At 59.9% G+C, this 12,917-nt stretch carries 14 protein-coding genes; 8 read left to right on the top strand and 6 right to left on the bottom strand.

Going from position 1 to position 12,917, the window contains the following annotated elements:
• Positions 1–13: 13 nt before the first annotated feature.
• From EK369_RS09900 to EK369_RS09885, 4 genes are read left to right on the top strand one after another with little or no spacing between them, the layout of a single operon-like run.
• Complete coding sequence (locus EK369_RS09900) at positions 14–733, top strand: competence/damage-inducible protein A (protein WP_127114006.1); 720 nt, start codon at positions 14–16, stop codon at positions 731–733.
• Complete coding sequence (locus tag EK369_RS09895; RefSeq protein WP_127114005.1) at positions 730–1,455, top strand: GNAT family N-acetyltransferase; 726 nt, start codon at positions 730–732, stop codon at positions 1,453–1,455. Before EK369_RS09900 ends, EK369_RS09895 begins: the two co-directional genes overlap by 4 nt.
• A gap of 11 nt (positions 1,456–1,466) precedes the next feature.
• A complete protein-coding gene (locus EK369_RS09890; RefSeq protein WP_127114004.1) occupies positions 1,467–2,039 on the top strand; it encodes a peroxidase-related enzyme in 573 nt (190 codons plus the stop codon).
• Entirely contained in the window at positions 2,036–3,037 is a 1,002-nt protein-coding gene (locus tag EK369_RS09885) for an OmpA family protein (RefSeq protein ID WP_127114003.1), read from the top strand. Before EK369_RS09890 ends, EK369_RS09885 begins: the two co-directional genes overlap by 4 nt.
• Positions 3,038–3,115: 78 nt before the next feature.
• Here the strand turns inward: EK369_RS09885 and EK369_RS09880 are convergent, their stop codons facing one another.
• A complete protein-coding gene (locus EK369_RS09880; protein ID WP_127114002.1) occupies positions 3,116–4,021 on the bottom strand; it encodes a LysR family transcriptional regulator in 906 nt (301 codons plus the stop codon).
• Between the two features lie 141 nt (positions 4,022–4,162).
• A complete protein-coding gene (locus EK369_RS09875) occupies positions 4,163–5,071 on the bottom strand; it encodes an AEC family transporter (protein ID WP_127114001.1) in 909 nt (302 codons plus the stop codon).
• 152 nt (positions 5,072–5,223) lie between these two features.
• Here EK369_RS09875 and EK369_RS09870 point away from each other — a divergent pair, with 152 nt between their 5' ends.
• Positions 5,224–6,153: a homocysteine S-methyltransferase family protein gene (locus EK369_RS09870; RefSeq protein WP_127114000.1), complete on the top strand. Its 930-nt coding sequence runs from the start codon at positions 5,224–5,226 to the stop codon at positions 6,151–6,153.
• Positions 6,154–6,158: 5 nt separating this feature from the next.
• Here EK369_RS09870 and EK369_RS09865 read toward each other — a convergent pair whose 3' ends face one another.
• Together EK369_RS09865 and EK369_RS09860 are read right to left on the bottom strand one after the other, a co-directional pair.
• Entirely contained in the window at positions 6,159–8,186 is a 2,028-nt protein-coding gene (locus EK369_RS09865; RefSeq protein ID WP_127113998.1) for an NADPH-dependent 2,4-dienoyl-CoA reductase, read from the bottom strand.
• A 289-nt stretch (positions 8,187–8,475) separates the two neighbouring features.
• Positions 8,476–8,790: a monooxygenase gene (locus EK369_RS09860; protein ID WP_127113996.1), complete on the bottom strand. Its 315-nt coding sequence runs from the start codon at positions 8,788–8,790 to the stop codon at positions 8,476–8,478.
• Between the two features lie 120 nt (positions 8,791–8,910).
• On the opposite strand from EK369_RS09860, the gene EK369_RS09855 reads away from it, so the two are divergent.
• Both EK369_RS09855 and EK369_RS09850 read left to right on the top strand, forming a co-directional pair.
• Positions 8,911–9,672, top strand: a complete 762-nt coding sequence (locus EK369_RS09855) for an SDR family oxidoreductase (RefSeq protein WP_127113994.1) — start codon at positions 8,911–8,913, stop codon at positions 9,670–9,672.
• A gap of 123 nt (positions 9,673–9,795) precedes the next feature.
• On the top strand, positions 9,796–10,620 hold the full coding sequence (locus EK369_RS09850) for an amidohydrolase family protein (RefSeq protein ID WP_235871384.1): 825 nt from the start codon (positions 9,796–9,798) through the stop codon (positions 10,618–10,620).
• A 6-nt stretch (positions 10,621–10,626) separates the two neighbouring features.
• Here EK369_RS09850 and EK369_RS09845 read toward each other — a convergent pair whose 3' ends face one another.
• Together EK369_RS09845 and EK369_RS09840 are read right to left on the bottom strand one after the other, a co-directional pair.
• Positions 10,627–11,004: a hypothetical protein gene (locus EK369_RS09845; RefSeq protein ID WP_127113990.1), complete on the bottom strand. Its 378-nt coding sequence runs from the start codon at positions 11,002–11,004 to the stop codon at positions 10,627–10,629.
• 11 nt (positions 11,005–11,015) lie between these two features.
• Complete coding sequence (locus tag EK369_RS09840; protein ID WP_127113988.1) at positions 11,016–11,789, bottom strand: DUF6478 family protein; 774 nt, start codon at positions 11,787–11,789, stop codon at positions 11,016–11,018.
• A gap of 199 nt (positions 11,790–11,988) precedes the next feature.
• Between EK369_RS09840 and EK369_RS09835 the strand changes: the two genes are divergently transcribed.
• Positions 11,989–12,870, top strand: coding sequence for a CPBP family intramembrane glutamic endopeptidase (locus EK369_RS09835; RefSeq protein WP_164726953.1), 882 nt, complete (start codon positions 11,989–11,991; stop codon positions 12,868–12,870).
• Positions 12,871–12,917: the final 47 nt, after the last annotated feature.

The following is a 12,917-nucleotide window of genomic DNA, read 5'->3' as shown; positions in this document are numbered from 1 at the left end:
AAGGAGAGCGACAATGGCAAACCCCACAGCTGCAATGCTGGTGATTGGCGACGAGATCCTTTCGGGGCGCACACGTGACGCCAACATGCATTTCCTTGCCGGCGAGCTGACAAAGCAGGGCATAACCCTGGCTGAGGTCCGCATCGTTGGCGACGAACGTCAGGACATCATTGATGCCGTGAGAGCCTTGTCAGATCGGTATGACACCGTGTTCACCAGCGGCGGCATCGGGCCGACCCACGACGACATTACCGCCGACTGCATCGCGGCCGCCTTTGAGCGCCACATTGATGTGCGCGATGACGCCCGTGACCTTTTGGCCGCGCATTACAAGAACACCGGGAGCGATTTGAATGAAGCCCGCCTGCGCATGGCACGAATTCCCGACGGTGCCGCGTTGATCGACAACCCGGTTTCGGTCGCGCCCGGCTTCACGGTGGACAATGTGCATGTGATGGCCGGTGTGCCTTCGGTCTTTCAGGCCATGGTGGCCACGATCCTGCCAACCCTGACAGGCGGCGCACCCCTGCTATCGCAGTCCCTGCGCATCGACCGGGGAGAAGGCGATATAGCCGGTCCCCTTGCGGACCTGGCTGACACCTATGCGGATCTCTCGATTGGTTCTTATCCTTTCCAGAAGAACGGGGCCTACGGGTCCAATATCGTGATCCGTGGCACTGATGGCGCGCGCATTGATGCGGCCATTTCGGAATTGGCGGAGATGTTTGCATGAGCCTGCCCAACGCACAGACACTGTACGAAGTCATCGACGCAACCTGGCCCGCTGCGGGCACCAGCACCTGCGGCCCCTTCCTGATACGCGAAGGCAAGGGGGGCGGAAATCGCGTCTCTTCGGCCATTGCGCTTGATCGTTTTACTGACACGGACATTGATGCTGCCGAAGGCGCCATGCGCGCGCTGGGGCAGACCCCCTTGTTCCAGATTCGCGAAGGCGAAGACGCCCTGGACGCAGCACTTGCCGCCAAGGGCTACGATGTGATCGACCCGGTCACGATGTACGCAATTGATGCCACAAAGCTTGCGGATGAACGCCCCCCGCGCACCGTCGCGATTGAGACCACAGGTCCACTCACCATCATGCGCGAGATGTGGGCAACGGGTGGTATTGGCCCGGAACGGGTTGAGATCATGCACCGCGCCTGTAAGCCCAAGGCAGGTTTCGTGTCGCGCTGGCAGGACAAACCGGCAGGCACCAGCTTTATCGCGATGCATGACGGCATTGCGATGATCCACGCGGTCGAGATTCTGCCGTTTCAACGCCGCCAGGGCCTGGGCCGCTGGTTGATGCAACGGGCGGCATTCTGGACGCTGGACAATGGCGGACACACGCTTTCGGTGATTTGTACCGATCGGAACGCTGCGGCAAATGGCCTGTACTCTTCCCTCGGCATGTCGGTTGTGGGACGGTACCATTACCGCATCCTGTCCGACTGAGAGGGAGACACATGAGCCAGTCCGACCAACCCACCGCCCTGAACCTGCCAGCCGTTGATCCGCTGCCAGAAGGGACGCAAAAGTATTTTGACGTTTGTCAGGACAAACTGGGCATGATCCCGAATGTTCTGCGTTCCTACACCTTTGATATCGCCAAGCTTGACGCCTTCACCGCGATGTACAACGACCTGATGCTCGCGGGCAGTGGCCTCAGCAAGCTGGAGCGCGAGATGATCGCCGTCGTGGTCTCATCGATCAACAAGTGTTTCTATTGCCTCACCGCCCACGGCGCTGCGGTGCGGGAACTGTCCGGCGATCCGATCCTCGGCGAAATGATGGTGATGAACTACCGCGCCGCCGATCTCGATCCGCGCCAGCGTACGATGCTGGACTTTGCCGAGAAGGTCACCAAGGAAAGCTACACCACCGAAGAGGCTGATCGTCAGGCGCTGCGGGACGTGGGGTTCAGCGACCGGGACATCTTTGACATCGCCAGTGTCGTCGGCTTTTTCAACATGACCAATCGCGTGGCCTCGGCCATCGATATGCGCCCCAATCCCGAATACCACGCGCAACATAGATGAAAACACTTGCCGCGCTCTTTTTGGCGTTTGCGCCGGTCGCAGGTCTGGCTTTCGAACCCGACCTGCCGGCAGGTGCGCGGCAACTGATTGACGAGTCGCGTACACGCGCCACTTACGAACTGCCACTGGGGCCCTATCGCAACGGCGCGATGCCCATAGAACGTGTGCGTGGGCTTGTTCGACTGCAATCCTGGCGTATCGAAGGTCAGCCCGACACGGTGACCGAGATCGCGGAGGTCCTGGCTGCACAACTCAGCCAAAGTGGCTATGACCTGGTGTTTCAATGCCAGACCGAAGATTGCGGCGGATTTGATTTTCGCTTTGAAACACTGGTCATGCCGCCGCCGGACATGTTCGTCAACCTGTCGAATTTCCGGTTTCTCTCGGCCCGGCGCGACAGCGCTGACAGCCCAGAGGCCGTCGGTGTCCTGCTAAGCAACACCACCTCGGCGGCCATGGTCCAGATCATCTCGGCGACGCCGATGGATCCGGTTCAACTCGACCTTGTTGAGTCCAGGGATCGTGAAGCTGACGAAAGCGCACAACTCGAAGCCGCCACTCTGGGCATCGAAGACAGCGTGTCCGAAACGCCCAAGGGGCGTGGCAATGGGGCTGACACTGACAAACTGATCGAGATGCTGTTGGATCGCGGGCACGTGGTTTTGGGGGGGCTGAACTTTCAGACAGGCTCGGCCAATCTGACGGACGGTCCCTTTGCGTCGCTTGAAACGCTTGCCGAGTGGCTCAATCAGGACGCAACACGTCGCGTGGCGCTTGTCGGGCACACGGACAGCGAAGGGGCGCTGGATACCAACGTCACGCTCTCACACGCGCGCGCGGTCTCGGTTCAGGATCACCTCGTGAGTACACTGGGCGTTCCTGCGGCGCAGCTTGAAGCCCACGGCATCGGCTTTCTCGCGCCCCTTGCCAGCAATGCCGAAGCCGAGGGGCGCAACACCAACCGCCGTGTCGAAGCCGTTCTGATTTCCACCCCTTGAACAAAAAAAGCCCGGGCGCTTGGGAGGCCCGGGCAAGTGCTTTCAATTGGAAAGCGAGGGGAAGATTCACATGAAGAGTTACCAGTCCGTCGGACCTTTGTCGGCAAAGGCATGCACCAGGAAATCGATAAAGGCGCGCACCTTGGGCTGCGTAAAGCGACCCGGCGGATAGACGGCATAGATGCCTTGTTTTTCCACGGGCAGGTCAGGAATTGCGTCCGTGACCAACCCCTGATCAAGGGCATCTGCGTAGAGAAAACTTGGGAGATAGGCGATGCCCAGACCTGAAATGGCGGCATTGAGCAAGGATTGCCCATCGTTGACACTCAGCCACCCGGCCGTGCGCACCTGACGCTTTTCACCGGAGGGCGCGGTCAGTTTCCAGACGGCCCCGTTTGACTGGCTCGAATAATGCAAAAGCTTGTGATCGTTCAGATCGTCAATCTTTTCCGGACGGCCATATTTTTCAAAATAGGCAGGGCTCGCGATCATACGCTTAGTGGTTTCGGTCAGCTTACGCGCGCGCAGGGAGCTGTCTTCCAGCTCACCAATACGGATTGCCATGTCAAAACCTTCGCTGATCAACTCTACATAGCGGTTGTTCAGCACCATGTTGACGGTGATCTCGGGGAATTCGGCCAGGAAGTCACCCAAGACCGGGCTGAGGTGGTTCACGCCAAAATCGGTTGCCACGCTGATGCGCAACAAGCCAGAGGGTGCGGATTGCATGGATGTGACCAAGGCGTCAGCCTCGCCTGCATCGTTCAGCACACGACGGGCACGGTCGTAATAGGCCAGGCCGATCTCGGTCGGGCTGACGCGGCGAGTTGTGCGGTTCAGCAGGCGTGCACCCAGGCGCGCCTCAAGCGACGACACGTGCTTGGACACTGCGGATTTCGAAATACCCATCTTTTTGGCGGCATCCGTGAAGCCACCTTGATCCACGACCGTGGCAAAGGCTTCCATTTCCGTCAGTCGATCCATTTTCCTACCTCAAAACTCTTGTTCGAGGATGAGTTATCCGCCCCAATTTGGGCAGAAGCTGGGCAGTGCTCAGACAATATCAGGGTTTTGTGGCGGATCGTTTGCGGCGCGGAAACAGCGAAACAATCGGTTTCCTGCTGGCTAGAGCAGCACTTCGATGAGAGTGATCCACACTGGCAGGGTTGCCGCCGCGAGAAGCGTTGACTGCGCCACGAGCGTTGCCGACAACTCGCGATCCGCGCCGAATCCTGCGGCCAGAACATGTGCTGCCGAAGCGGTGGGCATTGCTGCAAACAGCACCAGCGTCTGGGCAATGGCACTTTCGAAATTGAGCAACAGACAAGCCGCCATCGTCACAGTCGGCAATATCACCAGCTTGGTGGCGTTGATGATGGCGCTGAAGCGGTCAAGACGGGCAAGCGCGCCCCAGTTCATCGTCGCACCAACCGAAATCAGCGCCACGGGGATTGCCGCCTGCGCCAGCATTTCCAGCGGTGCCATGATCGGCGCCGGGATGCTCAGGCCGCTGAGACCAACGATAACGCCCGAGACACTGGCGATCAGGAAGGGGTTGGTCGCAACCTTGATGACAGTCTGCTTCAGGCTGCCGCTGCCCCGAGACAGCGCCGTCACAGCAAAGACATTGGCAACCGGAATGGCAAGGCCTACGGCCACGGCCAGTTCCCCCAAGGGAGGGTTGGACAGCGTTGCCACGGCCACAAAGGCCATGGCGGTATTGAACCGCCACGCAGTTTGCCAAGCCCCGGCAAAGTCGACGAACCGCGCTGGTCCAAAACGGCGTGCGAAATAGCTGACGCACAAACCCAGTGTCAGAATCGCCCAAACCGCAGGCCCGATCCCGGCGATGTCACTTACTGCGATGGGACGGGACGAGGCCGCCACGAAGATCAGCGTCGGAAACAGGATCTCAAAGTTGAGCTTGTCGAGCCCTTGCCAGGCATTTACCGACAGACGATTGCGCACCAGCCCGCCAAGGATGACCATCAGGAAACTGGGCAAAAGGCCTAGGAGGATCGTGAAAAACACCATGCGCCCATCTAGGCAGAATGACCGCCAACAGCAATCGTCAATGCAACAGAACCGTAGCCCTCTCTGCTCGTAACTGCGCATACCCACGGCAGGTTTGGAGCTTTCGGGCCGTCATGCTAGCGTCACCACTTTCACTTTCAAAGGATCTTTTCATGGCGTTGCATCGTGCGAACCTCCCCCAGACCACAAGCGACGTGTTCCTGGCTTATGTCGGCATGGAGACCGACCTCATCTTTACCCAAAGTATCGACCTGCCCGGCTTTGCGTCGTATCCGCTGTTGGAAACCGAAGAAGGGCGCGAGTTACTTCGCCGATATTTTCGGGAGGTTATGGCCGTTGCACGCGCATCCGGACTGGGCGTTATTCTGGAAAGCCCCACCTGGGTTGCAAGCAGGGATCGCGCCGAACCGCTCGGGTATACGCCGGATCAGCTGGACCGCCTGAACACCGAAGCTATCGCACTGATGGCCGAGGTACGTCAGGCCGAAGGGGACCTGCCAACCGTGATCAGCGCCAACGTCGGGCCGCGAGATGACGCCTATGCGCCCAGCGAACAGATGGATGCGAAAGAAGCCGAGCGCTATCATGCAGCGCAGATGGCCACATTGGCCAAGACAGATGCAGACCTGATCAGCGCCTATACGCTGGCCTATCCGGCCGAAGCCATTGGCATTGTCCGCGCCGCGCAAAAACACAATCTGCCCGTCATCGTGTCCTTTACGGTCGAGACAGATGGCCGGCTGCCCACTGGAACCTCATTGAAAGAGGCGATCGAACTCGTGGACAGTGAAACCGAAGGGTATGCCAGCTATTACATGGTCAACTGCGCCCACCCCGATCATCTTGCGGCACCTCTTGAGGACACAAGCAGGATGCCCCGGCTAAAAGGGATCATTGCCAACGCCTCGCGATGTAGCCACGCCGAGCTGGACGAGGCAACCGAACTTGACGCGGGCAATCCCGAAGAACTGGGGCAGCAGCTCGCCGATATTCGCCGCAGCCACCCTCAGATTTCAATACTCGGAGGATGCTGCGGAACGGACATGCGTCATATGACGCATATCGCGCAGAACGTCAGCTAAAGATATCAGAGCGACGCCGCGAGCCGTGTTCCCTGATTGATCGCGCGTTTGGCGTCCAACTCGGCCGCCACGTCGGCCCCGCCGATCACGTGACAGCTGACACCCTTGGCCTCGAGCGCATCCGCCAGTGACCGCTCGGGCAACTGCCCGGCGCAGATCACGACATTGTCGACCTCGATCACCTGCGGGTTTTCACGGGTCTCACCAAACGAGATGTGCAGGCCGGCATCGTCGATCTTTTCATAGTTCACGCCGCCCATCATCTGCACGTTCTTCATCTTGAGCGCGGCCCGGTGAATCCAGCCAGTCGTCTTGCCCAGCCCTTTGCCCAGCGCCTTGGCCTTGCGCTGCATCAGCGTGACCTCGCGGGCTGCGGCGTGGGGCTGCGGGCCTTCGGGGGCCAGACCGCCGCGAGTTTCCTCGGGATCGCCAACACCCCATTCCTTCATCCATTCCGGCAGGTTCTCGGTCAGGCTCTCGCCTTCGTGCACAAGGAACTCCGAGACATCAAATCCGATACCACCCGCCCCGATCACGGCGACGCGTTTGCCCACGGGTTTCTTGTCGCGCAGGACGTCGAGATAGCTCAGAACCTCGGGGCGGTCGCTGCCCGGGATGCCGGGATCGCGCGGCACGATGCCGGTGGCGATGATCACCTCGTCGTAACCCGCCAAGTCGTCCGCCGTGGCGGAGGTGCTCAGTTTGACCTCGATATCCGACGCCTCGACCATGGCCTCATACCAGTCGACAAGGCCCCAGAACTCTTCCTTGCCCGGGATTTGCTTGGCCACGTTAAGCTGACCACCCAGCTTGTCTGCGCGGTCGATCAGCGTGACCTCGTGGCCACGTTGTGATGCCGTCAGCGCCGTCGAGAGACCCGCAGGGCCCGCACCAACAACCGCAATTTTCCGTGCTTTTTCAGCGGGCTCCACCTGCAAATCCGTTTCATGGCAGGCGCGTGGGTTCACCAGACACGAGGTCAGCTTGCCGCCAAACGTATGGTCCAGACAGGCCTGATTACAGCCAATACAAGGGGCAATGAGCGCGGCTTTGCCTTCGGCGGCCTTGTTGACGAAATCCGCATCCGCGAGGAAGGGACGCGCCATTGAGACCATGTCGGCGCAGCCCTCTGCCAGAACGTCTTCGGCGACGTCGGGCATGTTGATACGGTTCGAGGTGATGACGGGAATGCCGACCTTGCCCATCAGCTTTTTTGTCACCCAGGCAAAGGCACGACGGGGGACCGAAGTGGCAATGGTCGGGATGCGCGCCTCGTGCCAGCCGATGCCGGTGTTGATGATGGTGGCCCCGGCCTCTTCCACGGCCTTGGCGAGCATCACCACCTCTTCATGGGTTGATCCGTTGGGGATGAGGTCGATCATCGACAGACGGTAGATGATAATAAAGTCCTCGCCCACGGCCTCGCGACAGCGGCGCACAACCTCGACCGGCAGGCGCATACGGTTCTCATAAGAACCGCCCCAGCGGTCGGTGCGCTTGTTCACATGGGTGACAAGAAACTGGTTCAGAAAGTAACCTTCTGACCCCATGATCTCGACGCCATCATAGCCAGCTTCGCGTGCACGCACGGTTGCCGTGACGAAATCCTGTATCTGTTTTTCAATGCCCTCTTCGTCCAACTCCTTGGGAGGAAAGGGGGAAATCGGCGACTTGATGGCCGAAGCCGAGACACATTCCGGCCCATAAGCATAGCGACCCGCGTGCAGGATCTGCATGGCGATCTTGCCGCCAGCGTCGTGTACCCGGTCCGTAATGACCTTGTGGTTGGCAATATCCTGGTCGTTGAAAAGTCCCGCCGCACCGGGGAACACACCGCCCTCTTTCGAAGGGGCCATACCGCCGGTGACGATCAGCGCAACGCCGCCACGGGCGCGTTCGGCATAGAATTCGGCGACGCGGTTCCAGTCCTTGGTTTCTTCAAGGCCGGTGTGCATCGAGCCCATCAGGACACGGTTTTTCAGCGTGGTAAAGCCAAGGTCGAGCGGGGCCAGCAAGTGGGGATAATGGGTCATGGGGAGCCTCCTCAGGTTTGCTTCACCAATACGTAAAGCAGAATTTTTGTCACCCCGAACGCCGCGTCAAAGGTTAAGGCGCCGTGCGGTGCCGTTGCGTCGGATTGGGGCAGAGCGGCGCAGAAGGCCATATTTTGCAAGGTTTTCGGCGATCTGTATCGCGTCGGTACAACGTCGGTATTGCGTCGGTGCGGGACCCGACGTCGCACGGAATTCTCAGTCGTTGTCTTGAGCAACACAGGCAAATCGTTAACAGACCCCGTGCCCCGAGGCTCGCTCCGCCCTCGGATCACGCATCTCGCAGGACCTCACCGGTGCGATTGTCGACAACCAAGGGCGTCTCGAAATACTCAAAGCTTGGGCGACTGCCATAGATGTCTTGTGCCATATCGCACCACGCCGCATCATGCGCCGCCAGCGCTGCGGCCTTGGTCTTCCACAGATAGATACCGCCACCGCAGGCGCCATCGGCGTCATAGAGGTATTGCTTGCGGATCAGATCAGGGTTCGATTGCCAGCGCGGAACTGTGGTCTCGAACAGGTCGATCACCCGGGCGCGGGGCATCTCTGCGGGCAGATCAAATCGGACGATTTCTGTAATCATGGGGCACCTCCAGCTGCGTGAGACCCAATGTGCCGGATAGCGGGCCATCTGAAAATGGTTTTCGGGACTGGCCCCATAGTTGACCGGTTGGCATGATGGGCCAAACAAACGGAGATCAAAATGCCCGACTACGGAGCTTTTTCACTGGCAGGACAAAACGCCCTTGTGACCGGATCAAACAGTGGCTTGGGCCTGGCCGCGGCGCAGCTTTTGGCCGAGGCGGGCGCGAAGGTCTGGGTCAATGGGCGCGACAGCCCCAAAACCGAGGCTGCGGCAGAGGTGATCCGGGTCAAGGGCGGCGCGGCCTTTGCCCTGCCTTTTGATGTGGCAGACGTAGATGCCGTGGCAGCCGCCTTTGACACGATCCGCGATCACGGTGGTCTGCATATCCTCGTCAACAACGTCGGCATGCGCGATCGGCGCACCCTGCCCGAGTTCAGCCGGGCTGATGTTCAGCGGCTTTTGGATGTGGACCTGGTGTCGCCCTTCATGATCTGCCAGCGCGCGGCGGCGATGATGGCACCCGGCGGGCGGATCGTGAACATCTCGTCGATTGCCGGTCTGATCGCCCAGCCTGGCGATGCCGTCTACACGGCAGCCAAAGCGGGGATCAACGGCATGACACGCGCGCTTGCCGCCGAGCTTGGCCCGCAGGGTATCAACGTCAACGCGGTTGCCCCGGGGTTTTTCAGGACCGAACCGAACAGGGCCGCGGCTGCGGACCCGGCCATCGCAGCGCGCCTGCAGGGTGCGACGGCATTGGGACGTTGGGGCGATCCAGAGGAACTGGCTCCGGCAATCCTGTTTCTGGCATCGCCCGCCGCCAGTTATGTCACCGGTCAGGTGTTGGCTGTGGATGGCGGATATACAGCGCATTACTGAACCTTGACGAAAGGCGCCGACGGGCCATCCTGAGAGGGAAAGCCCGAGAGAGGACACGCCATGCCCGTCTTGCCCCGCCTGATATGCTTTGCCTTATGTTTGCCGCTTGCCTCGCAAGGCGCCGTGGCAGACTCCTCGGAAACCCCCATTGGCGAGGCGGTGAATGACCTGCCGCTGTTTGATGCCCATATGCACTACAAGGAACCCGCGTGGGATCCCTATCCGGTTGAAAGCGTGATTGAGCTGATGGATCGCAACGGAGTGGCCATGGCGCTGGTGTCGTCCACACCGGACGAGGGCACGATCATGTTGTGGGAACATGCGCCGAACCGCATTGTGCCCGAGCTGCGCCCCTATCACGGAGATGCGAATTCCGGAAATTGGGCCAAGGCCGAAAACATGCGCAGCTATCTTGAAACGCGTCTGGCCGCCTATCCTCATGAGGGCATCGGAGAGTTCCACATTCACCGGCTCGATACCGCGGATGAACCCCTGTTCCGGGACGTTATCCGCATGGCGCGTGCGCGGGATATCTATCTGCATGTGCACAGCGGAACCGAGCCGATCCGATGGCTTTACAGCCTTGATCCCGAGGTCAAGATTATCTGGGCACATGCGGGGCTTGGGGAAAGACCCCCGGCGATCTATGACCTGATGGCCGAGTTTCCCGACTTGTTGGCGGATACCTCTCTCAAGGAATACGCGATTCTCGATAGCGGGCAGATCAGCGCCGATTGGAAAGCGATCATTCACAGGTTTCAGGATCGTCTGATGATTGGCAGCGACACCTGGGTGAACGGGCAATGGGACGATTATGACGCGATCATGCAATCGAACCGCCAATGGCTGTCGCTGTTGCCACGCGCGGTGGCCGAAAAGATCGCCTATAAGAACGCCGAGCGTTACTTTGACCGAACGATCTCGATCGAGCAGATCGGCACGCGGTGACGCGCGCTACATGGTTTCGACGCAATGCCGGCGAAAGGCGCGTTTCAGCATGTCGAGTTCGGCCCGCAGCAGGTCCATTTCCGCACGGATGTCATCTGCCAATACCTCGCCGGAAATCAGGGTAATCTTGTCCAGCAGAGTGTTTTTGGCCGCATCGGTGATCAAAAAGGTCTGAACCCCATCCGCAATGGCTTCGCTCGGGATCGGAACACGCAGGAGCCAGCGGTTTTGGGCGGCGTCCTCTTTCAGGCTGACACCCTGCACGGGGGAATCCAGATAGGTCACCTTGATGTCTGGCGTGGCGGTGCCCGCGTCGGTGCGGGTCAGCGCGCCTTCCCAGATGCCTTCGAACAGGCGGGTCTTTGTCAGGGTCCACTCACTCATGTGCTGTGCTCCTAGAATTCCGCGCGGGGGCGGCGGCTGAATGTGACATCGCGCAGGATCACCTGGTTCATTTCCGGCCCTTCGAAAATCAGGTCGACCCAGGCCTTTTCCACGCGCTTTTCGTTCAGCTTGGAGTAGGCCAGGTCAAATTCGACCACGATCTCTTTTTCGTTCAGGGGCAGTTCGCGCACGATCTGTTCGGTGTTGGGGCCATGTTTGACATTGAGCCGGGCAAAGATTTCCAGCGGTTTCTCAAGCTCGACAATCGTGTCCATGCGGATGACGTGATTGCGTCTGAGCCCGTCAGCGGCCTGTTGCGGCAGGTCGATGACCAGCGACAGGAACGATCCGTCAAACCGGAACACGTCGAGGCGCAGGCCAAAGGGGGCAAGGTCCGCTTCGCGGGTGTTGCGCAGCTGGCGCATGGTCAGTTCCGAGACACGACAGTCATGGAACAGGGTGACCTCATCCCCCAGCATTTCGCGGTTGGGCGCCGATGCCACACCCGGTCGCGAAAGGGGGCGTCTCCACAGGCTCGGGCGCCAGGCCCAGTCGGTGCCGTGCGGTTTGTGAAAGGCATTGGAGTCGACCAGCGGCAGAGCCAGGCGGCTTTCGGACACAGAGATCAGCGTATTGAGATGCTGGCGCAGCTTGCGGGCACGTTCGCGCTGATGGCGCAGCGTGCTGAGCTTGGTTTCGGACGCTTTGCGGGCGTTGCGCGCCCAATAACGTGTCAGCCCTCTTTGATAGAGCCGCTGAATGACCCCTGGTTTACCTTGCCCCATACACACTCTTCTCCACTGCGCTCACGTTTCCAATTCGGAAACAATGCCCTGCCGCGTTTTCCATTATGTACCGGATTGGTTTGCGCGAAACAAACAGGCAATCGTAGTTGCAGAGCATTTTATTCAAATCGTTGCAATCACTTGCCCGTACTGCGTCTGTCCCCTTGCCGGTGGCGCAAAAAACGGGCAAGCCGGAGGCATGAGCCGGTATCGATTGCACGAAGTTCTTGTCGCCCCTGCACGCCCGACCGCCGGGCTGGGACGTCTGGCCGCGGGCATTGGCCTGATCGTGGCAGGGTTCCTGATGCTGAACCTGATCTATTACCGGTTGCTGCAGCAATTGCCGGATTGGCCCGACATCCTGCCAGAGCTGTTTGAAGGCACAACGCCGCGTGCGCTGTGGATCATGCTGGGCAACTTCCTGCCTTTGCTGGTGGTCTTGGCGGTTGTGTTGCGGATGGTGCACGAGCGCAGCCTGCGAACCCTGTTGGGGCCGCGCATCATGCTGCAACTGGATTTTCGTCGGGTGCTGCGTCCGTTGGTGGTGCTTTTTGTGGTGGTGTCCCTGCTGCCGGCCAGGGGGTTTCTCGATCCGGAACCCAACATGGGTTTCAGCAACTGGCTGGTTCTGGTGCCACTGTCCCTGGCGCTGGTCCTGTTGCAGGTGTCCACCGAAGAGCTGTTGTTTCGCGGCTATCTGCAAAGCCAGTTGGCGGCGCGCGTCAATTCTCCTTTGATCTGGATGCTGCTGCCATCGCTGCTGTTCGGCGCTTTGCATTACGACCCGCAGACCTTTGGCCCCAACGCGCTGATGCTGGCGATCTGGTCAGTCGGGTTCGGGCTGGCCGCGGCGGATCTGACGGCGCGTGCAGGCAATCTGGGCCCCGCCATTGCCCTGCATCTGGTCAACAACGTGAGCGCCATGATGATCACCTCGACCCAAGGCTACTGGGACGGTCTTGCGCTGTATGTCGTGCCCTTCGGACCGCAGGATACCGAGATGATGCGCGCGGTGTTGCCGTTGGAGGCGCTGATGGTGCTGTGTTGCTGGCTGACAGCGCGAATTGCGATACGCCGCTGATTGCATTTTCTGACGTTGCGTCTTATCTGACGTCAAGCCGTTCTGTA

Origin of the sequence: Shimia sediminis (assembly GCF_003990645.1) — a bacterium.
Classification (GTDB): Bacteria; Pseudomonadota; Alphaproteobacteria; order Rhodobacterales; family Rhodobacteraceae; genus Shimia; species Shimia sediminis.
This window is presented reverse-complemented; position numbering and strand designations above follow the sequence as displayed.